Annotated in this window: 20 protein-coding genes; 17 read left to right on the top strand and 3 right to left on the bottom strand. The window is 72.3% G+C overall.

Annotated features, from left to right (window positions below; genetic code table 11):
- Positions 1 to 12: 12 nt before the first annotated feature.
- Positions 13 to 1,815: a glycoside hydrolase family 15 protein gene (locus tag ACFW47_RS20280; RefSeq protein ID WP_272591500.1), complete on the bottom strand. Its 1,803-nt coding sequence runs from the start codon at positions 1,813 to 1,815 to the stop codon at positions 13 to 15.
- Positions 1,816 to 2,354: 539 nt separating this feature from the next.
- Between ACFW47_RS20280 and ACFW47_RS20275 the strand changes: the two genes are divergently transcribed.
- The 12 genes from ACFW47_RS20275 (at position 2,355) to ACFW47_RS20220 (ending at position 16,124) form a co-directional block, all read left to right on the top strand.
- Positions 2,355 to 4,004: a CTP synthase gene (locus ACFW47_RS20275; RefSeq protein ID WP_219179804.1), complete on the top strand. Its 1,650-nt coding sequence runs from the start codon at positions 2,355 to 2,357 to the stop codon at positions 4,002 to 4,004.
- A gap of 86 nt (positions 4,005 to 4,090) precedes the next feature.
- Positions 4,091 to 4,726, top strand: a complete 636-nt coding sequence (locus ACFW47_RS20270) for an NUDIX domain-containing protein (RefSeq protein WP_386287244.1) — start codon at positions 4,091 to 4,093, stop codon at positions 4,724 to 4,726.
- A gap of 164 nt (positions 4,727 to 4,890) precedes the next feature.
- The gene (locus tag ACFW47_RS20265; RefSeq protein ID WP_386306488.1) at positions 4,891 to 6,918 is read left to right on the top strand and encodes a tetratricopeptide repeat protein; all 2,028 of its coding nucleotides are present in this window, start codon (positions 4,891 to 4,893) and stop codon (positions 6,916 to 6,918) included.
- A gap of 141 nt (positions 6,919 to 7,059) precedes the next feature.
- A complete protein-coding gene (gene ald / locus ACFW47_RS20260; RefSeq protein WP_386287248.1) occupies positions 7,060 to 8,175 on the top strand; it encodes an alanine dehydrogenase in 1,116 nt (371 codons plus the stop codon).
- Positions 8,176 to 8,561: 386 nt separating this feature from the next.
- A complete protein-coding gene (locus tag ACFW47_RS20255; protein WP_198941482.1) occupies positions 8,562 to 9,692 on the top strand; it encodes a ParA family protein in 1,131 nt (376 codons plus the stop codon).
- On the top strand, positions 9,677 to 10,249 hold the full coding sequence (locus ACFW47_RS20250; protein ID WP_386287250.1) for a hypothetical protein: 573 nt from the start codon (positions 9,677 to 9,679) through the stop codon (positions 10,247 to 10,249). The genes ACFW47_RS20255 and ACFW47_RS20250 overlap by 16 nt, the downstream gene beginning before the upstream one ends.
- A 570-nt stretch (positions 10,250 to 10,819) precedes the next feature.
- Positions 10,820 to 11,776 (top strand): segregation and condensation protein A, encoded by a 957-nt coding sequence (locus ACFW47_RS20245; protein ID WP_386306487.1) that lies wholly within the window; start codon positions 10,820 to 10,822, stop codon positions 11,774 to 11,776.
- Positions 11,773 to 12,435: an SMC-Scp complex subunit ScpB gene (scpB, locus tag ACFW47_RS20240; RefSeq protein WP_386306486.1), complete on the top strand. Its 663-nt coding sequence runs from the start codon at positions 11,773 to 11,775 to the stop codon at positions 12,433 to 12,435. Before ACFW47_RS20245 ends, scpB begins: the two co-directional genes overlap by 4 nt.
- Positions 12,435 to 13,550 (top strand): pseudouridine synthase, encoded by a 1,116-nt coding sequence (locus ACFW47_RS20235; protein WP_386287254.1) that lies wholly within the window; start codon positions 12,435 to 12,437, stop codon positions 13,548 to 13,550. The genes scpB and ACFW47_RS20235 overlap by 1 nt, the downstream gene beginning before the upstream one ends.
- A 78-nt stretch (positions 13,551 to 13,628) precedes the next feature.
- Positions 13,629 to 14,348, top strand: coding sequence for an NUDIX domain-containing protein (locus ACFW47_RS20230; RefSeq protein WP_386287427.1), 720 nt, complete (start codon positions 13,629 to 13,631; stop codon positions 14,346 to 14,348).
- Positions 14,345 to 15,367, top strand: coding sequence for an ADP-ribosylglycohydrolase family protein (locus ACFW47_RS20225; RefSeq protein ID WP_386306484.1), 1,023 nt, complete (start codon positions 14,345 to 14,347; stop codon positions 15,365 to 15,367). Before ACFW47_RS20230 ends, ACFW47_RS20225 begins: the two co-directional genes overlap by 4 nt.
- 4 nt (positions 15,368 to 15,371) lie before the next feature.
- Entirely contained in the window at positions 15,372 to 16,124 is a 753-nt protein-coding gene (locus tag ACFW47_RS20220; protein WP_386306483.1) for a DNA polymerase beta superfamily protein, read from the top strand.
- Here the strand turns inward: ACFW47_RS20220 and ACFW47_RS20215 are convergent.
- Positions 16,050 to 16,793 carry a DNA polymerase beta superfamily protein gene (locus ACFW47_RS20215; RefSeq protein ID WP_386306481.1) on the bottom strand — a complete coding sequence of 248 codons (744 nt, stop codon included), beginning with the start codon at positions 16,791 to 16,793 and terminating at the stop codon, positions 16,050 to 16,052. The genes ACFW47_RS20220 and ACFW47_RS20215 overlap by 75 nt on opposite strands.
- A 22-nt stretch (positions 16,794 to 16,815) precedes the next feature.
- Positions 16,816 to 17,214 (bottom strand): Rieske (2Fe-2S) protein, encoded by a 399-nt coding sequence (locus ACFW47_RS20210; RefSeq protein ID WP_386287262.1) that lies wholly within the window; start codon positions 17,212 to 17,214, stop codon positions 16,816 to 16,818.
- 135 nt (positions 17,215 to 17,349) lie between these two features.
- Here ACFW47_RS20210 and aroH point away from each other — a divergent pair, with 135 nt between their 5' ends.
- The 5 genes from aroH (at position 17,350) to der (ending at position 21,800) form a co-directional block, all read left to right on the top strand.
- Positions 17,350 to 17,712: a chorismate mutase gene (gene aroH, locus ACFW47_RS20205; RefSeq protein ID WP_055416177.1), complete on the top strand. Its 363-nt coding sequence runs from the start codon at positions 17,350 to 17,352 to the stop codon at positions 17,710 to 17,712.
- Positions 17,709 to 18,794, top strand: a complete 1,086-nt coding sequence (locus ACFW47_RS20200; RefSeq protein WP_386287264.1) for a prephenate dehydrogenase — start codon at positions 17,709 to 17,711, stop codon at positions 18,792 to 18,794. The genes aroH and ACFW47_RS20200 overlap by 4 nt, the downstream gene beginning before the upstream one ends.
- 113 nt (positions 18,795 to 18,907) lie before the next feature.
- Positions 18,908 to 19,603 carry a (d)CMP kinase gene (gene cmk / locus ACFW47_RS20195; RefSeq protein WP_386287266.1) on the top strand — a complete coding sequence of 232 codons (696 nt, stop codon included), beginning with the start codon at positions 18,908 to 18,910 and terminating at the stop codon, positions 19,601 to 19,603.
- Positions 19,600 to 20,247: a 1-acyl-sn-glycerol-3-phosphate acyltransferase gene (locus tag ACFW47_RS20190; protein ID WP_272590864.1), complete on the top strand. Its 648-nt coding sequence runs from the start codon at positions 19,600 to 19,602 to the stop codon at positions 20,245 to 20,247. Before cmk ends, ACFW47_RS20190 begins: the two co-directional genes overlap by 4 nt.
- Before the next feature lie 74 nt (positions 20,248 to 20,321).
- Positions 20,322 to 21,800, top strand: coding sequence for a ribosome biogenesis GTPase Der (der, locus tag ACFW47_RS20185; RefSeq protein WP_386287268.1), 1,479 nt, complete (start codon positions 20,322 to 20,324; stop codon positions 21,798 to 21,800).
- Positions 21,801 to 21,901 lie beyond the last annotated feature (101 nt).

Here is a 21,901-nt window from a genome sequence, read left to right as displayed (position 1 = left end):
CTGGGCGGCCCGCTAGCCCCCGTACGCCCCGCTCGCCGTCAGCCGCAGTGCGGTGTCGATCAGGGGGACGTGGCTGAAGGCCTGGGGGAAGTTGCCGACCTGGCGCTGGAGCCGGGGATCCCACTCCTCGGCCAGGAGGCCGAGGTCGTTGCGCAGGGAGAGGAGCTTCTCGAAGAGCTTGCGTGCTTCGTCCACGCGGCCGATCATCGCCAGGTCGTCGGCCATCCAGAACGAGCAGGCCAGGAAGGCCCCCTCGTCGCCGGGCAGGCCGTCGACGCCCTCGTCGCCGCCCTCCGTCGGGTAGCGCAGGATGAAGCCGTCCGACGTGGACAGCTCCCGCTGGATGGCCTCGATGGTGCCGATGACCCGCTTGTCGTCCGGCGGCAGGAAGCCCATCTGCGGGATGAGCAGCAGCGAGGCGTCCAGCTCCTGGGAGCCGTAGGACTGCGTGAAGGTGTTGCGTTCCTTGTCGTAGCCCTTCTCGCACACGTCCCGGTGGATGTCGTCGCGCAGCTGCTTCCAGCGCTCCAGCGGGCCGTCGGCGTCGCCGGACTCGATCAGCTTGATGGTGCGGTCGACGGCGACCCAGGCCATCACCTTGGAGTGCACGAAGTGGCGGCGCGGGCCGCGCACCTCCCAGATGCCCTCGTCCGGCTCCTGCCAGTGGTCCTCCAGGTAGCGGATCAGCTTGAGCTGGAGCACGGAGGCGTAGTCGTTGCGGGCCAGGCCGGTCATGTGGCCCAGGTGCAGGGCCTCCGTGACCTCGCCGTAGACGTCGAGCTGGAGCTGGTGTGCGGCGCCGTTGCCGACCCGGACCGGGGTGGAGTCCTCGTAGCCCGGCAGCCAGTCCAGCTCCGCCTCGCCGAGTTCGCGCTCGCCGGCGATGCCGTACATGATCTGCAGGTTCTCCGGGTCGCCGGCGACCGCGCGCAGCAGCCATTCGCGCCAGGCGCGGGCCTCCTCGCGGTAGCCGGTGCGCAGCAGCGAGGACAGGGTGATCGCCGCGTCGCGCAGCCAGGTGTAGCGGTAGTCCCAGTTGCGGACGCCGCCGATGTCCTCCGGCAGGGAGGTGGTGGGCGCGGCGACGATGCCGCCGGTGGGGGCGTACGTCAGGGCCTTCAGCGTGATCAGGGAGCGGACCACGGCCTCCCGGTAGGGCCCGTGGTACGTGCAGTGCTCCACCCAGTCGCGCCAGAAGTCCTCGGTCGCCTCCAGGGACTGCTCCGGCTCGGGCAGCGGCGGCGGCTCCTTGTGCGAGGGCTCCCACGAGATGGTGAACGCGATCCGCTCACCCGGCGCGACCGTGAAGTCCGCGTACGTGGTGAGCGCCTTGCCGTAGGTCTCGGCCTCCGTGTCGAACCACACGGAGTCGGGGCCCGCGACGGCCACCGTGCGGCCCTCATGCTTGCGCACCCACGGGACCACGCGGCCGTAGCTGAACCGCATCCGGAGTTCCGAGCGCATCGGCACCCGGCCGGAGACGCCCTCCACGATCCGGATCAGCTGCGGCGCGCCGTCGCGCGGTGGCATGAAATCGGTCACCCTGACCGTGCCGCGCGGGGTGTCCCACTCGGACTCCAGGATCAGGGAGTCGCCGCGGTAGGTCCGCCGGGCCGCGGTGGGCGGCTCGGCGCCGGGGGCGTAGGCGGGTCCCATCCGCCAGAAGCCGTGTTCCCCGGTTCCCAGCAGGCCCGCGAAGATGGCATGCGAGTCGAAGCGGGGCAGGCACAGCCAGTCGACTGTGCCGTCCCGGCAGACCAGTGCGGCGGTCTGCATGTCTCCGATGAGTGCGTAGTCTTCGATGCGCCCGGCCACGTGCAACTCCAGTCGAACGGCCACGTCACCCCGCATGGGGGCGGTCGCTAGTGCGGTCAAGGGGGGTCAGGGGTGAGTCATGCGTCGTTGAGTCATGAAGCAAAGCAGCCGTCCGGCCGTGAAGCCAAACGCTGTGCCGCAAACGACAATTGTTGCTCAACGGACTGACGAGCTCTCGTTGTTCCGGTGCTGACTGGCGGGGGGTGGTGCCGTGTCGCCGGGCGGGCTCGGCAGCGAACGTCCGAGCAGGATACGACGCACGTAGATGATCTGTGTGCCGCTCCGGACAACGCGGGTCCGCCGAACGGGTGAGCACCGGGTGAGGAAACGGTGAGCCGCGCGGCAGGGTGACGGTATGTGCGCGGAGGGTGGCCGGAAGCCATCGCCCCGCGGCGCTGATACGCTGGTAGCCCGTGGACCGGTGGGAGAAGAACCCCGGAACCGCAGCGACGGCGCCGCCGACGGCAACCCGGCTCGACCGGGTCGGACGACGAACGCACCGCACCCCAGACCGCGACCACGGGAGCCCCCTCTTGGCCATGCCGCCCAAATCTTCGACGACCAAGCACATCTTCGTCACCGGGGGTGTCGCCTCCTCGCTCGGCAAGGGGCTGACCGCCTCCAGCCTCGGCATGCTGCTCAAGGCACGGGGTCTGCGCGTCGTGATGCAGAAGCTCGACCCGTACCTCAATGTCGACCCTGGCACGATGAACCCCTTCCAGCACGGTGAGGTCTTCGTCACCAACGACGGCGCCGAGACCGACCTGGACATCGGCCACTACGAGCGCTTCCTCGACCGCGACCTCGACGGCTCGGCGAACGTCACCACCGGCCAGGTGTACTCCACGGTGATCGCCAAGGAGCGGCGCGGCGAGTACCTCGGCGACACCGTGCAGGTCATCCCGCACATCACCAACGAGATCAAGCACCGCATCCGCCGCATGGCCACCGACGAGGTCGACGTCGTGATCACCGAGGTCGGCGGCACCGTCGGCGACATCGAGTCGCTGCCGTTCCTGGAGACCGTCCGCCAGGTCCGGCACGAGGTCGGCCGGGACAACGTGTTCGTGGTGCACATCTCGCTCCTTCCCTACATCGGCCCCTCGGGCGAGCTGAAGACCAAGCCCACCCAGCACAGCGTCGCCGCGCTGCGCAACATCGGCATCCAGCCGGACGCCATCGTCCTGCGCTGCGACCGTGAGGTACCCACGGCGATCAAGCGCAAGATCTCCCTGATGTGCGACGTCGACGAGGCCGCCGTGGTGGCCTGCCCCGACGCCCGCTCGATCTACGACATCCCGAAGGTCGTGCACGCCGAGGGCCTGGACGCCTACGTGGTCCGCAAGCTGGACCTGCCGTTCCGTGACGTGGACTGGACGACCTGGGACGACCTGCTCGACCGTGTCCACAAGCCCGAGCACGAGATCACCATGGCGCTGGTCGGCAAGTACATCGACCTGCCCGACGCCTACCTCTCGGTCACCGAGGCGCTGCGGGCCGGCGGCTTCGCGAACCGGGCCCGCGTAAAGATCAAGTGGGTCACGTCCGACGACTGCAAGACCCCGGCCGGTGCCAAGGCCCAGCTCGGCGACGTCGACGCGATCTGCATCCCCGGCGGCTTCGGCGAGCGCGGCGTGACCGGCAAGGTCGGCGCGATCAAGTACGCCCGTGAGAACAAGATCCCGCTGCTGGGGCTCTGCCTGGGCCTGCAGTGCATCGTGGTCGAGGCCGCGCGCAACCTGGCCGGTGTCGAGGACGCGAACTCCACCGAGTTCGACCCCGCCACCGCCCACCCGGTCGTCTCGACCATGGCCGAGCAGCTGGACATCGTGGCCGGCGAGGGCGACATGGGCGGCACCATGCGGCTCGGCATGTACCCGGCCAAGCTGGCCGAGGGCTCGATCGTGCGCGAGGTGTACGACGGCAAGGAGTACGTCGAGGAGCGGCACCGCCACCGCTACGAGGTGAACAACGCCTACCGCGCGGAGCTGGAGAAGAAGGCCGGCATCCTCTTCTCGGGCACCTCCCCGGACGGCAAGCTCGTCGAGTACGTCGAGTACCCGCGTGACGTCCACCCCTACCTGGTCGCCACGCAGGCGCACCCGGAGCTGCGCTCGCGCCCGACCCGCCCGCACCCGCTCTTCGCCGGGCTGGTCAAGGCCGCGGTCGAGCGGAAGACGTCGAAGTAGCACACCAGTTGTACGGTGGCCGGGGCACGCGCATTCGGATGCGTGGGCCCCGGCTTTTCGCGTACGTCTGGAAGGGCAGGTCAGGCATGACGGGCAGCACGATCAAGGATGTCCCCGAGGAGTGGGAGGTCCGGGGCAGCGAGACCCCCTTCCGGGGCAAGAAGACCTCCGTGCGCACCGACGAGGTCGTCATGCCCGACGGCTCCGTCGCCTCCCGCGACTACCAGGTCCACCCCGGCTCCGTCGCCGTCCTCGCCCTGGACGACGAGGGACGGGTCATCGTCATCCGGCAGTACCGCCACCCCGTCCGCGAGAAGCTGTGGGAGATCCCGGCCGGCCTGCTCGACGTCCCCGGCGAGAACCCGCTGCACGCCGCGCAGCGCGAGCTGTACGAGGAGGCGCACGTCAAGGCCGAGGACTGGCGGGTGCTGACCGACGTCTACACCACCCCCGGCGGCTGCGACGAGGCCGTACGGATCTTCCTCGCCCGCAACCTCTCCGAGGCCGAGGGCGAGCGCTTCGAGGCCGAGGACGAAGAGGTCGACATGGAGCTGGCGCGGGTGCCGGTCGCGGACCTGGTCCGGGGTGTGCTCGCGGGCGACCTGCACAACAACTGCCTGGTCGTGGGCGTGCTCTCGCTGGTCGCCGCCGAGCGGGGCGACGGCCTCGACGCGCTCCGTCCGGCCGAGGCGCCGTGGCCGGCGCGTCCGTTCGAGGCCTGAGAGCACGCTCCGGACCGCGTTGGTGTGACCATCGGCTGATCCGATCGGGGGACGTGTCCGCGCTGCTCCACCGGGAACGTCGCAGAGCGTGAACTAGGCTCGGGAAACGCCCGAACCGGGGTTCCGGCGGGCGCCGGTGCGCGGTGGGATCGGGAGTGTGGCCCGTGACGGATCAGGCGGTGGACACGGACGGCGTACGGCTGTCGCAGGACCCTGCTGAGCAGAATCGGTTCCTGGGCCGCACCCGGGAGTTGAAGGAGCTGCGCGCCGACATCGAGCGCGCCGGCCTGGACACCCTCTCCGGCCGCAAGGCCCCCCGCGCGCGCGTGCTGCTCATCGCGGGCCGGCCCGGCTCCGGCCGTACCGCGCTCGCCGCGGAACTGGCCGCCCAGGTCGCGGACGCCTACCCCGACGGTGTGCTGCGCGCCCGGCTGAGCGAGCCGGACGGCACCCGCGTGCCGGTCGAGCGCCTGGCCCGGGAGCTGCTCACCGCGCTGGAGTGCGCCGCCCCGCCCGGGGCCGACGAGGACGACCTCACCGAGGCCCTGCGCGCCGCCCTCGCCGACCGCAAGGTGCTGCTCCTGCTCGATGACGCCGCCGACGCCGAGCAGGTCGACGCGCTGCTGCCGGACACTCCGGACTGCCTGGCCGTCGCCGTCGCCCAGGGCCCGCTCACCGGCATCGCGGACGTCCGCCCGTGCACGCTGGGCGGCCTGGACACCAAGTCGGCGGTGGAGCTGCTGTCCCGTTACACCGGGTCGGTGCGCATCACCGTCGATCCCCGGGCCGCCGAGCAGCTGGTCGAGGCGTGCCAGGCACAGCCCGCCGCGCTGACCCTGGCAGGCGGCTGGCTCGCCGCCCGGCCCCAGGCGGCCGTCGCCGACCTCGCCAAGCACGTGCGCGCGGAGGACGGCGAGGGCACACCGCTCAGCCGCGTCTTCCGCGTCGCCTACACCTCGCTGCCGAGCCCGGCCGCCCGGATACTGCGCCTGCTCTCCCTCGCTCCCGCCGGGATGGTCGACCCCCACACCGCCTCCGCGCTCGCCGGCTGCTCGGTGAGCGGCGCCCGCACCACCCTCGACGACTTCGTGGCCCTCGGCCTGCTGAGCGCGGTCGACTCGCCGCTGCCCGAGTACGAGGTGCCCGGGTGCCTGCACGACCGTCTGCGGGCCCTCGCCGAGACCCACGAGCGGCCCGCCGAGCTCCAGCTCGCCCGCGCCCGCATGCTGGAGCGGACGGTACGGCTCCTCCAGTCCTGCCGGGCGGTCACCGAGACCGACAGCCCGCAGGCCCGCGAGAAGCTCGTCGGCATGCCCCGGGCCCTGCGCTTCCCCACCCCCAGGGCCGCCGCCGACTGGCTGCGCGCCCGTCGGCCCGCCCTGCTGGCCGCGGCCCGGCTCGCGGTCGCCGACGGGGAGCTGGACACCCTCGCCCGGCGGCTGATGTCCCAGCTGGTGCGGGCCATGGTCGCCCACTTCGGCACGCGGGCCGCCGCCCCCGACCTGTACGGCATCCACCGCCTCGTCCTCGACGTGGCCGAGCGCCGCGAGCTGCCCCGCGAGAAGGCCGCGGCCCTGCTCAACCTCGCCGACCTGGACGCCCGCACCGGCCGCACCGCCGAGGCCCTGGTGCGCTACCGGGCCGCGCTGGACGCCGGACGTGAGGCGGACGACCCGTACGCGACCGCCCGCGCGATGGAATCCGTCGGCGGCGCCCACCTGGAACTGGGTGACTACGACCGGGCCGCCGACTGGTTCGGCCGGGCCCTCGCCCAGCGTCTCGCCCGGGACGAGCGTGCCGACGCGGCCCGGGTCTACGGCCGCCTCGCCGCCGCCCACACCTACGCGGGCCGGTACGGCGAGGCGCTGCGGGGCTGGCGCGCCGCGGTCGCCGGGTACCGCCGGACCGGCGATGTGGGCGCACAGGCGCGGGCATTGAGCGAACTGGCCCGCGTCCAGGAGTACGCCGGACGCCCCGAGGAGTCGCTGCGCACCTGCCAGGAGGCCGTCGAGTGGGCCCGCCGGGCCGAGGACGTCCGGCTCCAGGCGGCGCTGCACCTGCGGCTGGCCGACACGCTCGACCGGCTCGGCGACCCGGCGGCGGCCGGTCTGCAGCGCGGCGCAGCCGATCGCATGCTGAGGGAAGATCCCGGCGAAGCCTGCGAAATCCGCAGCGCTTCGACTGAAGATTGATGCTTTGAAAGGCTAGACAGAGGGAACACCTTCATTAGACTGGCTCTGCCGCACGTTCTTGCGGTCTCTCCCGTTGTGCCCACGTGTGCGCGGGTATGTGTAGTAATAGCCCCATCCTCTGAGCCAAGGACCGTGATCGACGTGAAGGTCGGTATCCCCCGCGAGGTCAAGAACAACGAGTTCCGGGTGGCCATCACCCCCGCCGGTGTGCACGAGCTGGTGCGCCACGGTCACCAGGTCGTCATCGAGCGTGACGCCGGTGTGGGCTCCTCGATCCCCAACGACGAGTACGTCGCCGCCGGCGCGCGGATACTCGACACCGCCGACGAGGTCTGGGCCACCGCCGACCTGGTGCTCAAGGTCAAGGAGCCCATCGCGGAGGAGTACCACCGCCTCCGCAAGGACCAGACGCTCTTCACCTACCTGCACCTGGCCGCCTCCAAGGAGTGCACGGACGCCCTCGTCGAGTCCGGCACCACCGCCATCGCCTACGAGACGGTCGAGCTGGCGAACCGCGCGCTGCCGCTGCTGGCCCCGATGTCCGAGGTCGCGGGCCGGCTCGCCCCGCAGGTCGGCGCCTACCACCTGATGGCCCCCAACGGCGGGCGCGGCGTACTGCCCGGCGGTGTGCCCGGTGTGACCCCCGCCAAGGCCGTCGTCATCGGCGGTGGCGTCTCCGGCTGGAACGCCACCCAGATCGCCGTCGGCATGGGCTTCGACGTGACCCTGCTCGACCGCGACATCAACAAGCTGCGCGAGGCCGACAAGATCTTCGGCACCAAGGTCAAGGCCGTCATGTCCAACTCCTTCGAGCTGGAGAAGGCCGTCGTCGACGCCGACCTGGTGATCGGCGCGGTGCTCATCCCGGGTGCCAAGGCCCCGAAGCTGGTCACCAACGAGCTGGTCTCCCGCATGAAGCCGGGAAGTGTTCTTGTCGACATCGCGATCGACCAGGGCGGCTGCTTCGAGGACTCCCGCCCGACCACGCACGCCGAGCCGACCTTCAAGGTCCACAACTCGGTCTTCTACTGCGTCGCCAACATGCCGGGCGCGGTGCCCAACACCTCCACCAACGCCCTCACCAACGCCACGCTGCCGTACATCGTGGAGCTGGCGGACCGCGGCTGGGTCGAGGCGCTGCGCCGCGACCCCGCGCTGGCCAAGGGCCTCAACACGCACGACGGCAAGGTGACTTACCGCGAGGTCGCCGAGGCGCACGGCCTGGAGTACGTCGACCCGGCCACCCTGCTCGCCTAAGTCACCAAACGGTAAAGGCGATACGTCAACAGTCGCCGTCAACCCCGCACGCCCGGCCGGACCTTGCCGACAAGGTCCGGCCAGGTGTGTGTATGGTCACTTTGCGATTCTCGGTCAACTCGCCTCGAACGTAACGCTTCAACCGATTCGCGCACCGGTGAAACCTGCTGTGCGACGGCCGTACGCCCTTGACAGAGGGTTGTTTCATTGCCGACACATCGGGCCGGGTCCGGCGGATTGTGTTGCTGCGGACGCCCGACACGCCATAGAGTCGCCGAACGTCGGCATGGTGCCACGCTGACCTGTCTAGAAGTTTCCTGGTCACCAAGGAGGTAAGACGACTTGTGAATGAGTCGACATTTACTCCCGGGGGTGGTCAACCAGGAATGCCTGCACGGGCCGAGAGCCCCGGGCGTCTCGAGGCTGTCGGCTCCGTCGCTGTACGCACCTTCGCAGCCGCCCACCAGAGTCCGCAGGCAACTCAGACAGCACACATGAGTATGGATGGCCAACACGTGAACGCCATGGCCGGCGACGGAAGTGGCGCGCCCCGCAACCACTTCGCCGACTACGACGAACTGCCCGAGGGGCACTTCTACGATCCGGACGCGGAGTACGAGCCCGATCCCGAGTACGCGGCGACGCTCGCGCCCGACGCGGCCCGTCAGCGCCGGGAGCGCATCGGTCCGACGGGGCGCCCGCTGCCGTACTTCCCGATCCCGGGCCCGCTGACCGATCACGGCCCCGCGAAGATCATCGCGATGTGCAACCAGAAGGGCGGCGTGGGCAAGACCACGTCGACCATCAACCTGGGTGCCGCGCTCGCCGAGTACGGGCGCCGGGTGCTGCTCGTCGACTTCGACCCGCAGGGCGCGCTGTCGGTCGGTCTCGGCGTCAACCCGATGGAGCTCGACCTCACCGTCTACAACCTGCTCATGGAGCGGGGCATGGCGGCCGACGAGGTGCTGCTGAAGACGGCGGTCCCCAACATGGACCTGCTGCCCAGCAACATCGACCTGTCGGCGGCCGAGGTGCAGCTCGTCAGCGAGGTCGCGCGCGAGTCGACGCTCCAGCGGGCGCTGAAGCCGCTGATGGACGACTACGACTTCATCGTCATCGACTGCCAGCCCTCGCTCGGCCTGCTCACGGTCAACGCGCTGACCGCCGCGCACAAGGTGATCGTGCCGCTGGAGTGCGAGTTCTTCGCGCTGCGCGGTGTGGCGCTGCTGACCGAGACGATCGAGAAGGTCCAGGAGCGGCTCAACCCCGACCTGGAGCTCGACGGCATCCTCGCCACCATGTACGACTCGCGCACGGTGCACAGCCGCGAGGTGCTCGCGCGTGTCGTCGAGGCGTTCGACGATCACGTCTACCACACGGTCATCGGGCGCACGGTCCGCTTCCCGGAGACCACGGTCGCCGGTGAGCCGATCACCACCTACGCCTCCAACTCCGTCGGTGCCGCCGCCTACCGCCAGCTCGCCAGGGAGGTGCTCGCCCGGTGTCACGCCGAGTGAGTCTGCCGGGGGCCGACGAACTCTTCCGTACGACAGGGGGAACGGCGCTGCAGGCGTCCTCCCCGCGGCGACCGGCCAACGGGGAAGCCCGGGTGCCGGCACCGGCGGGGGAGAGCGACCAGGCCGCAGCCGAGGACGCACCGCAGTCGGTGCCCGCGCAGGGCGGTGACGGCGAGGGCGCGGAGCACGCCGCGGCGGACGCGGAACAGGGCTCGGCGGGCGAGTCCCGCAGCCGCGGCGCCGAGCGCTCCGCCCGGGGCGCTGGTGCGGGCGCGGCCACGCAGGAAGGTTCTGCCGCCCAGGCCCAGCCCCGCAAACGCGGCCGGGCCGCCGCACGCCGGCCCAGCGGCCGGGAGCGCCACGACGAGAAGATCACCGTGTACGTCTCCGCCGAGGAGCTGATGGACCTCGAGCACGCCCGCCTGGTGCTCCGGGGCGAGCACGGACTGGCCGTCGACCGCGGCCGCATCGTCCGCGAGGCCGTCGCCGTCGTCCTCGCCGACCTGGAGACCCGCGGGGACGCCAGCATCCTCGTACGACGGCTGCGCGGGCGGTAGCGGTAGCCTGCGGGGGCCATGACCTCGAACGACGCCTCCCGCCCCGGCCCCCGAGCCGGCCGTCGGCGCGCACTGGGCCCAGGGCCCGGTGAGCGCGCGGCTCCGCCGGGAGCGCGGGAGCCGGACGCGTCCGGTGCCTACGGCGCGCCTGCGACGGCCGACGCCGCCGAGGCACCCGCCGGACCCGGGCCGTCCGGGCCCACCGTCCCGGAGGAGGGTTCCGACGCCGCCGGCCTGCGGCCCTCCGGGCTGCCGGGTCCCGGGACTGGTCCCGAGGCTGGTCGCGAAGCCGGTCCGGAGGACGGTCTGCGATCGTCCCGGCCGGTGTGGGCGGAGAGTGGTCCCGAGTCGTTCGGGTCCGCTGGGCCGGGGACCGGCCCCGCTGCTGGCTCCGGTCCGTGCGGGTCCGGCGGATCCGAGAGCCACCGCGCGCCGTCCGCGGCGGTCGGTGCCGGAACGGACACCGAAGCGCCCGGGCCTGCCGATTCCGCGGCCGGTCACCGGTCCGTCGGCTCCGGGTCGCGGGAGACCCCCGCACCCGGCGCCGCCGAGGCGTCGCCGCGCGGCACGGTGACGCCCTCGTGGGCTCCTCGCCCGGCGCCGGGGGACGCGGAGACGCCGGAGGGGCCGCCTCCGGAACCCGTGGACGTCCCCCGCACGCCGCCGGCCGACGCCGACGCACCGTCCGCCCTCCCACAGGACACCCCCGGAGAGACCGAAGGCGTCTTCAAGGTGCGGCTCGCCAACTTCGAGGGGCCGTTCGACCTGCTGCTCCAGCTGATCTCCAGGCACAAGATGGATGTCACCGAGGTCGCGCTGTCCAAGGTGACCGACGAGTTCATGGCGCACATCCGCGCGATGGGCCCGGACTGGGACCTGGACGAGACGACCGAGTTCCTGGTGGTCGCGGCCACCCTGCTCGACCTGAAGGCGGCCCGGCTGCTGCCCGCCGCCGAGGTCGAGGACGAGGGCGACCTCGCGCTGCTGGAGGCCCGCGACCTGCTCTTCGCCCGGCTGCTCCAGTACCGCGCGTACAAGCAGATCGCGGAGATCTTCAACGACCGGCTCGAAGCCGAGGCCCGCCGCTACCCCCGCACCGTCGGCCTGGAACCGCATCACGCCGAGCTGCTGCCCGAGGTCGTCATCAGCATCGGCCCCGAGGGCTTCGCCAAGCTCGCCGTCAAGGCGATGCAGCCCAAGCCCAAGCCGCAGGTGTACGTCGAGCACATCCACGCGCCGCTGGTGAGCGTGCAGGAGCAGGCCGGGATCGTCGTCGCCCGGCTCAAGGAGCTCGGGGAGACCAGTTTCCGCGTCCTGGTCGAGGACACCGAGGACACGCTGACCGTCGTGGCCCGCTTCCTGGCGCTGCTGGAGCTGTACCGGGAGAAGGCCGTCGCCCTGGACCAGGAGACCGCCCTCGGCGACCTGCTGGTGCGCTGGACCGGCGGGGACGGGGACACCGAACCGGTGGTGACCGACGAGTTCGACCGGCCGCCCGAGGCGCCGGAGGAGGAGCAGAAGGCGTGAGTGAAGAGACCACCGAGACCACCGGGGTTCCGGCCGGGCCCGCCGCCGTCGCCGCCCTCGCCCTCAAGCCCGCCCTCGAAGCCGTCCTCATGGTCGTCGACGAGCCCGCCACCGAGGAGCACCTCGCGAAGATACTCCAGCGGCCCCGGCGGCAGATCGCGGACGCCCTGCGCGAGCTGGCCGACGAGTACACCGAGCAGGGGCGCGGCTTCGAGCTGCGCCTGATCGCGGGCGGCTGGCGCTTCTACAGCCGCCCCGAGTTCGCCGCGGCCGTCGAGGGCTTCGTCCTGGACGGCCAGCACGCCCGCCTCACCCAGGCCGCCCTGGAGACCCTCGCCGTCGTCGCCTACCGCCAGCCGGTCAGCCGCAGCCGCGTCTCCGCGGTGCGCGGCGTGAACTGCGACGGTGTGATGCGCACCCTCCTCCAGCGGGGCCTGGTGGAGGAGGCGGGCACGGAACCCGAAACAGGTGCGATCCTGTACGTGACGACGAACTACTTCCTGGAGCGGATGGGCCTGCGCGGCCTGGACGAGCTCCCGGAACTCGCGCCCTTCCTCCCGGAGGCGGCGGCGATCGAGGCCGAGACGCTGGAAGCGGTCCCGTCGTTCGATCCGGACGCCCCGGATTCCGAGGACGCAGACGACAAGACGGAACTTTGATGCGAAGCAGCAGCGGCAGGAACAGCAGCGGAAACAACGGCGGGAGCCGTGGTGGCAACAGCGGCGGCCGCGGCGGGAGCAGCGGGGGCCGCGGCAACCACCGCGGCGCCGGCAACAACCGCGACGACAAGCAAGGCGGTCGTCCGAAGAAGCCGCGCCCGGAGGAGCGGCGTTACGACGTGGGCCCCGGTGCCACCAAGGACGGCCCGAAGTCGGGCCGCGGCCCCACGGCCCGAGGCGGCGCCAAGGGCGGCCCCAAGCGGCCCCAGCAGCGGGGGCGCAGCGCCCCGGCCACGTCCCGCGAGTACGAGACCAGGGCCGAGGAGCGCAACCGCGAGCGGTACGCGGGCAAGAAGGACGTCAAGCTGCCCAAGACCTTCCCGGGCGCCGAGCAGGAGGGCGAGCGGCTGCAGAAGGTCCTCGCCCGCGCGGGCTACGGTTCCCGGCGCGCCTGCGAGGAGCTGATCGAGCAGGCCAGGGTCGAGATCAACGGCGAGATCGTGCTGGAGCAGGGCCGTCGCGTCGACCCCGAGAAGGACGAGGTCAAGGTCGACGGCCTGACCGTCGCGACGCAGTCGTACCAGTTCTTCTCGCTGAACAAGCCCGCCGGCGTCGTCTCCACCATGGAGGACCCGGAGGGCCGCCAGTGCCTCGGTGACTACGTCACCAACCGCGAGACCCGCCTCTTCCACGTCGGCCGGCTCGACACCGAGACCGAGGGCGTGATCCTGCTCACCAACCACGGTGAGCTGGCGCACCGCCTCACCCACCCCCGGTACGGCGTGAAGAAGACCTACCTCGCGCACATCGTGGGCCCCATCCCGCGCGACCTCGGCAAGCGCCTCAAGGACGGCATCCAGCTGGAGGACGGGTACGCGCGCGCGGACCACTTCCGGGTCGTCGAGCAGACCGGCAAGAACTACCTGGTCGAGGTCACCCTCCACGAGGGCCGCAAGCACATCGTCCGCCGGATGCTGGCCGAGGCCGGCTTCCCGGTCGACAAGCTGGTGCGCACCGCCTTCGGCCCGATCACGCTGGGCGACCAGAAGTCGGGCTGGCTGCGCCGGCTGTCCAACACGGAGGTCGGGATGCTGATGCAGGAGGTCGACCTCTAGCTCCCCCGGGTCTCCGAGGGTTGTTCCGAGCACCCGCCCCCTTTATAGTCGCAGTGACTATTAAGGGGGTGGGTGCTTGTGCACGGCTACGACAAGCACGCCTACGAGCCGTTCGCCGTCACCGTCGACCTCGCCGTCCTCACGCTCCGCGCGGGCGCGCTGCACGTGCTGCTCGTCGAGCGGGGGCAGGAGCCGTACGCCGGCCGCCGGGCGCTGCCCGGCGGCTTCCTGCTGCCCGAGGAGTCGGCGGAGGAGGCGGCCCGGCGCGAGCTGGCCGAGGAGACCGGCCTCGCCGACGTGACCGGGCTGCACCTGGAGCAGCTGCGCACCTACAGCGAACCGGGCCGCGACCCCCGCATGCGGGTCGTGTCCGTGGCCTTCGCCGCGCTGTTGCCGGATCCTCCCGAACCGCACGGCGGCGGTGACGCCGCCGAGGCCCGCTGGGCGCCGTACGACACGGCTCGCGATCTCGCCTTCGACCACGACCGGATCCTGGCCGACGCCCGGCAGCGCGTCGGCGCCAAGCTGGAGTACACCTGCCTGGCCACCGCCTTCTGCCCGGCCGAGTTCACCCTCGGCGAGCTGCAACAGGTCTACGAGGCGGTGTGGGGCACGGCCCTGGACCGGCCCAACTTCCGCCGCAAGGTGCTCGCCACCCCGGGCTTCGTCGAGGCCGTCCCCGGCGCCGCCCGCCTCACCGGCGGCCGCGGCAAACCGGCCGCGCTCTACCGGGCGGGCTCCGCCACCACGCTGCACCCGCCCCTGCTCCGCACCCCTCGGGAAGGACGCCCCGCATGACCAGGACCACCGTCACCAAGCGCGCCGCCACCGGGGCGCTCACCGGACTCGCCCTCGGCGACGCGCTGGGCTTCCCGACCGAGTTCAACGACGTCCCGTCGATCCTCGCCAAGTTCGGCCCGTGGCGGGAGATGGATCTGCCCCGGCCCGCGATCGTCACCGACGACACGCAGATGACGCTGGCGCTGGGGAAGGGGATGCGGACGGCGATGGAGCGGGGGCTGCTCGGCCCGAAGCGCATGGAACGGCCGGTGCGCGAGGAGTTCGTCGACTGGTACCAGTCGCCGGAGAACAACCGGGCGCCGGGCAACACCTGCCTCCGCGCCTGCGACCTGCTGAAGACGCCCGACCGCCCCTGGCAGGACGCCTCCCAGATCCACTCCAAGGGCTGCGGCGCCAACATGCGCGTCGCGCCGGTCGGTCTCGCGCCCGGTCTCAGCGACGAACAGCGCGCGGGCGCCGCCCAGCTGCAGTCCGCGCTCACCCACGGTCACCCCACCGCGCTCGCCGCCTCCGACCTGACCGCGCACGCCGTGCGGCTGCTCGCCGAAGGCGCCGAGCCGACCGGACTGGTCGGGCTGCTGCGCTCCTACGCCTACGACAACCGCACCCGCTACCACGAGCGCTGGCTCGGCGACCTGTGGACGCGCGCCCAGGACCCGTCGCCCGAGCACTTCATCGCCCGCGGCTGGGACGAGTGCCTGGCGATACTCGACCGGCTCCAGGAGGCGGTGCGCACCGTCTCGCCCGAGACCGACCCGTGCCTCGCGGTGGGCGAGGGCTGGATCGCCGAGGAGGCCATGGCGGCCGGGCTGCTCTGCTTCCTGCTCTTCGTCGACGAGCCGCTGACCGCCCTGCGCCGCGGCGCCTGCACCTCCGGCGACTCCGACTCCATCGCCTGCCTCGCGGGCGCCTTCGCCGGCGCGCACCTGGGCGCCGACGCGTGGCCCGCCGAGTGGGCGGACCGCATCGAGTACCGGGCCGACCTGCTGGCCCTCGGAGCGCTCTGGGACGCTTGAGCGCGTGATCGACGCCCTCGACATCGACCTGGCCCCGGTGGTGGCCGAACAGCCCTTCCCCGTGCTGTTCGCCACCGTCTCCGGCGCCCACCTGTACGGCTTCCCCTCCCGCGACTCCGACGTCGACCTGCGCGGCGTCCACCTGCTGCCCGCCGCCGACCTGGTCGGGCTGCGCGAGCCGGAGGAGACACGGTCGCGGATGTGGGACCGGGACGGCGTCGAGACGGACCTCGTCACGCACGATCTGCGCAAGTTCGTACGGCTGATGCTCCGGCGCAACGGCTACGTGCTGGAGCAGCTGCTGTCCCCGCTGGTCGTGCACACCACCGACGCGCACCGCGAGCTGGCCGCCCTCGCTCCGGGCGTCCTCACCGGCCACCACGCCCACCACTACCGCGGCTTCGCCTCCACCCAGTGGCGGCTGTTCGAGAAGACCGGCCAGCTCAAGCCGCTGCTCTACACCTTCCGGGCGTTCCTCACCGGCATCCACCTGATGCGCTCCGCCGAGGTGCAGCCCCATCTGCCCACGCTCCTCGAAGAGGTCGACGCGGCACCGGACTACCTGCCCGAGCTGATCGCAGCCAAGGCCGAGCGCGAGCACGGGGAGGCGGGCGTCGACCACGCGCGCGTACGGGGCGACGTGGAGCGGCTGCACGGCGTACTGGACGAGGCGCAGGCGGCGTCAGCGCTGCCCGGCGGCTCCACCGCGTACGACGCCCTGCACGACCTCGTCGTACGGGTGCGGCTGGAGCGCTGAGGACCGGCGGACCCGGACGAGGAAGTCCTCGACCCGGCGGCGGTCCGGTCCGGCGGGCAGCGGGCTGCGCGCGGCGGCCTCCTCGCCCTCCGCCACCAGGCGGTTCATCCGCGACTCCACCTCCGGCCAGGGCACCTCGCCGCGCTTCACGGCGAGCAGCGGCTCGCGGCGGTCGCCGACATCGACCGTCAGGACACCGGTGCGCAGCAGGTCGCGTGCGGACTCCAGCAGGCGCAGCAGGTGCATCGCGTGCTTCCAGCGCGGGGCGCCGTGGGCGCGCACGTCGGCGTCGAGCTTGCGGCGCTGGCCGTGGGCGTAGCGGGTGAAGGTCTGGTGGGCCCGGCGGGAGAGGAACGCGTCGCGCAGGGAGAGTAGCTCGCGGCCCGTGCCGTCCACGGACTCCACGAGCGGGGAGTGCAGGCACTCCAGGATGTTCGGGTTGGCCCGCAGGGCCAGTTCGCAGAAGCGCTCCAGCTCCCAGCTGAACTGCTCCTGAGCCGGGCCCTCCACGTGCGTCGGCGGCTTCTCGAAGCGCCAGAACAGGGGCGTCGGGGCGAGGAAGACGCCCCGGCGGTCCGTGTCGCTGTCCTCCGTCGTCAGGCCGAAGGCGCGCGAACCCATGACACAGGCGTAGATCGTGTGGTCGCGCACCAGGGTCTCGGGTTCCATGCCCGGAGCGTACGCGGGCGGCTCACGCCAGGCGGACCGAATTTCCGTCCACCGCGATCCGCTCCTCGGGCAGCGGCCTGGTCGCCGGGCCCTGCTCCACCGAGCCGTCGGCGATGCTGAACCGGCTGCCGTGGCAGGCGCAGTCGATGGTGCCGTCCCGCACGTCCGACACCAGGCAGTTCTGGTGGGTGCAGACCGCCGAGAACGCCTTGAACTCGCCCCGCTGCGGCTGCGTCACGACGACCTTCTCGTCCGCGAAGACCTTGCCGCCGCCGACGGGGATGTCCCTGGTCGGCGCCAGCTCCTGCCCCGGCGAGGCGGCCGGGGAGTCGCCGTCGCCGCCCCCGCCGCCGCAGCCGACGGACAGCGCGGCCGCGCCCGTGCAGAGGAGGACCGTACGGCGGGTCGGGGTGTGGGTCATGTCGCAGCTCCGGGGGAGGGGAGGTTCCGGCCGCGGCCAGCGTCTCAGGAGACGGGCGCCCCGGGCCGGTACGCGGCGGGCTGACTAGGCTGGACGGACCAACAACCGATACGCACGTCAGCAAGGAGCATCGCCGTGGCGGTACGAGCGGTCCGGGGCGCCGTCCAACTGGAGCGGGACGAGGCCGGGCACATGGACGAGCAGGTCGCGGCGCTGCTGACCGCCGTCCTCGAACGCAACGGGCTGACCGGCGACGACCTGATCAGCATCTGGTTCACGGCCACCCCCGACCTGCACAGCGACTTCCCGGCCGCCGCCGCCCGCAAGCTCGGCATCACCGACGTCCCGCTGATCTGCGCGCAGGAGCTGGACATCGAGGGCGCCATGCCGCGCGTCGTCCGCGTCCTCGCCCACATCGAGTCCGACCGGCCCCGCGCCGAAATCGCCCACGTCTACCTCGGCGCCGCCGCGGCCCTGCGCAAGGACATCGCCCAGTGAGAACCGCACTCGTCATCGGCACCGGCCTCATCGGCACCTCCGCCGCCCTCGCGCTGACCCAACGGGGCGTCACCGTCCACCTCGCCGACCACGATCCGGATCAGGCCCGTACGGCCGCCGCGCTGGGCGCCGGCACCGACGAGGCGCCGGACGGGCCCGTCGACCTCGCGATCGTCGCCGCACCGCCGGCCCTCGTCGCCGACGTGCTCGCCGACGCCATGGCACGCGGCGCCGCCCGCGGCTACATCGACGTCGCCAGCGTCAAGGGCGGCCCCCGGCGCGAGCTGGAGGCGCGGGGTCTCGACCTCTCCGCCTACATCGGCACGCACCCCATGTCCGGCCGCGAGAAGTCCGGGCCGCTGGCCGCCACCGGCGACCTCTTCGAGGGCCGCCCGTGGGTGCTGACCCCGACCCGGGACACCGACACCGAGGTGCTGAACCTCGCGCTGGAGCTGGTCTCGCACTGCCGCGCGGTGCCGGTGGTGATGGACGCGGACGCCCACGACCGTGCCGTGGCCCTCGTCTCCCACATGCCCCACCTGGTCTCCAGCATGGTCGCCGCCCGCCTGGAGCACGCCGAGGAGGCCGCCGTACGGCTGTGCGGCCAGGGCATTCGCGACGTGACGCGGATCGCGGCCTCCGACCCCCGGATGTGGATCGACATCCTCTCCGCCAACCCCGGGCCGGTCGCCGACCTGCTCACCGACGTCGCCGCCGACCTGGAGGAGACCGTGCGCGCCCTGCGCGCCCTGCAGTCCTCCGACGACGTGAAGCGCCGCGAGGGCAGCGCCGGCGTCGAGGCGGTGCTGCGGCGCGGCAACGCCGGGCAGGTGCGCGTGCCCGGCAAGCACGGCAGCGCGCCCCGCGTCTACGAGACCGTGGCCGTCCTCATCGACGACCAGCCCGGCCAGCTGGCCCGCATCTTCGCCGACGCGGGACGGGCCGGCGTCAACATCGAGGACGTGCGGATCGAGCACGCGACCGGGCAGCAGGCCGGTCTGGTGCAGCTCATGGTCGAGCCGAAGGCCGCCGCCGTGCTGACGGCGGCCCTCAAGGAGCGGGGCTGGGCGATCCGGCAGTGAACGCGGGCCTCCGGACGCCTGTCGGAGGGGTCTCCTGGGCCCGGTAACCTTGTCCGGGACGCGCTCGCGTCCCGCACACCACCCACCGCACCGCACCAGGAAGGTGTCCCCCCGTGGAAAACGGCGCCGCCCCGACCGCCCCGGCCGTGATTGTCGCCATCGACGGCCCTTCCGGCACGGGCAAGTCGAGCACGTCGAAGGCCGTCGCCGCCCAGCTCGGCCTGAGCTACCTGGACACCGGCGCCCAGTACCGGGCGATCACCTGGTGGATGGTGACCAACGGCATCGACACCGACGACCCGCACGCCGTCGCCGCCGCCGCGGGCAAGCCCGAGATCGTCTCCGGCACCGACCCGGCCGCCCCGACCATCACGGTCGACGGCACGGACGTGGCCGGCCCGATCCGCACCCAGGAGGTCACTTCCAAGGTCAGCGCGGTCAGCGCCGTCCCCGAGGTGCGGACCCGGATCACCGAGCTGCAGCGCACCATCGCCGCCGCCGCCCCGCTCGGCATCGTCGTCGAGGGCCGGGACATCGGTACGACCGTGCTGCCGGACGCCGACCTGAAGATCTTCCTCACCGCCTCCGCCGAGGCCCGCGCCGCCCGGCGCAGCGGCGAGCTCAAGGGCGCCGACGTCAACGTCACCCGCGAGGCCCTGATCAAGCGGGACGCGGCCGACTCCAGCCGCAAGACCTCCCCGCTGGCCAAGGCCGGCGACGCGGTCGAGGTGGACACCACCGAGCTCACCCTCCAGCAGGTCATCGAGTGCGTCGTCACCCTCGTCGAGGAGAAGCGGGCGGGGAAGTGACCGAGGTTCCGTCGGCGCGGGGCGCCGAGGTCGGCCGGCGCATCGGCGTCGGCCTCATGTACGGGCTGTGGAAGCCGCGCGTGCTGGGTGCCTGGCGGGTGCCCGCCACCGGCCCGGTGATCTACGCCGTCAACCACGCGCACAACATCGACGGCCCGATGGTCATGGGGGTGGCACCCCGGCCGACGCACTTCCTCATCAAGAAGGAGGCGTTCGTCGGCCCGCTCGGGCGTTTCCTGACCGGAATCGGCCAGGTGGAGGTGGACCGCCACTCCACCGACCGCACGGCCATCGCCCGCGCGCTCGGCGTGCTGGACGACGGCGGTGTGCTGGGCATCTTCCCGGAGGGCACGCGGGGTGAGGGCGACTTCGCCTCGCTGCGTGCCGGGCTCGCCTACTTCGCGGTACGCAGCGGCGCGCCGATCGTCCCGGTCGCGGTGCTGGGAAGCACGGACCGTCCCGGACGGTTGATAAAGGCGCTGCCTCCGCTGCGCTCCCGGGTCGACGTCGTCTTCGGCGACCCCTTCGACGCGGGTGACGGCAGCGGACGGCGCACCCGCAAGGTCCTGGACGAGGCCACCGAACGCATTCAGAAGCAGCTCACCGCCCACCTGGAAAACGCCAGGCGCCTCACCGGGCGCTGAGTGACACTTGAGTAGTGGATCACCCGTGAACAGGGGTTTCCACCGATCACCACGATGAACGAGGTACGGACTTCATGAACGACCACATCCACCCCGAGGGCTCGGGCGAGGAGCACGACCACGGGGCGCTCGGCGACGCCGAGTACGCGCAGTTCATGGAGCTGGCCGCCGAAGAGGGCTTCGACATCGAGGAGGTCGAGGGCGCGATCGAGGAGGCCGGGCACGGCCCGCTGCCCGTCCTCGCCGTCGTCGGCCGCCCCAATGTCGGCAAGTCGACCCTGGTGAACCGCATCATCGGCCGCCGCGAGGCCGTCGTCGAGGACAAGCCCGGCGTCACCCGCGACCGCGTCACCTACGAGGCCGAGTGGGCGGGCCGCCGCTTCAAGGTCGTCGACACCGGCGGCTGGGAGCAGGACGTCCTCGGCATCGACGCCTCCGTCGCCGCGCAGGCCGAGTACGCCATCGAGGCCGCCGACGCGGTCGTCTTCGTCGTGGACGCCAAGGTCGGCGCCACCGACACCGACGAGGCCGTCGTACGGCTGCTGCGCAAGGCGGGCAAACCCGTCGTGCTGTGCGCCAACAAGGTGGACGGCCCGAGCGGCGAGGCCGACGCGTCCTACCTGTGGTCGCTGGGCCTCGGCGAGCCGCACCCGGTCTCCGCGCTGCACGGCCGCGGCACCGGCGACATGCTGGACAAGGTCCTGGAGGCGCTGCCCGAGGCCCCGGCGCAGACCTTCGGCGCCGGCGTCGGCGGCCCGCGCCGCATCGCCCTGATCGGCCGCCCCAACGTCGGCAAGTCCTCGCTGCTCAACAAGGTGGCCGGCGAGGAGCGCGTCGTCGTCAACGAGCTGGCCGGCACCACCCGCGACCCGGTCGACGAGCTGATCGAGCTGGGCGGCGTCACCTGGAAGTTCGTCGACACGGCGGGCATCCGCAAGCGCGTCCACCTCCAGCAGGGCGCCGACTACTACGCCTCGCTGCGCACCGCCGCGGCCGTCGAGAAGGCGGAGGTGGCCGTCGTCCTCATCGACGCCTCCGAGTCCATCTCGGTCCAGGACCAGCGGATCGTCACCATGGCGGTCGAGGCGGGACGCGCGATCGTCGTCGCCTACAACAAGTGGGACACCCTCGACGAGGAGCGCCGCTACTACCTGGAGCGGGAGATCGAGACCGAGCTCGGCCAGGTGGCCTGGGCCCCGCGGGTCAACGTCTCGGCGCAGACCGGCCGGCACATGGAGAAGCTGGTCCCGGCGATCGAGACCGCCCTGGCCGGCTGGGAGACCCGGGTCCCGACGGGCCGGCTCAACGCCTTCCTCGGCGAACTGGTCGCCGCCCACCCGCACCCCGTGCGGGGCGGCAAGCAGCCGCGCATCCTCTTCGGCACCCAGGCGGGCACCAAACCGCCGCGGTTCGTGCTCTTCGCCTCCGGCTTCATCGAGGCGGGCTACCGGCGCTTCATCGAGCGCCGGCTGCGCGAGGAGTTCGGTTTCGAGGGGACGCCGATCCACATCTCCGTGCGGGTGCGCGAGAAGCGCGGCGCCAAGAAGAAGTAACCGCCACGACAGCGACGAGAGAGGGCGCCCCCCGCCGGGGGGGGGCCCCCCTCGTCGGGGTGGGGGCGGGCGGCAGGCCCCCCCGCGCCGGGGCGGCGGCA

The sequence above is a fragment of the Streptomyces sp. NPDC058796 genome (assembly GCF_042745235.1).
GTDB lineage: Bacteria > Actinomycetota > Actinomycetes > Streptomycetales > Streptomycetaceae > Streptomyces.
This window is presented reverse-complemented; position numbering and strand designations above follow the sequence as displayed.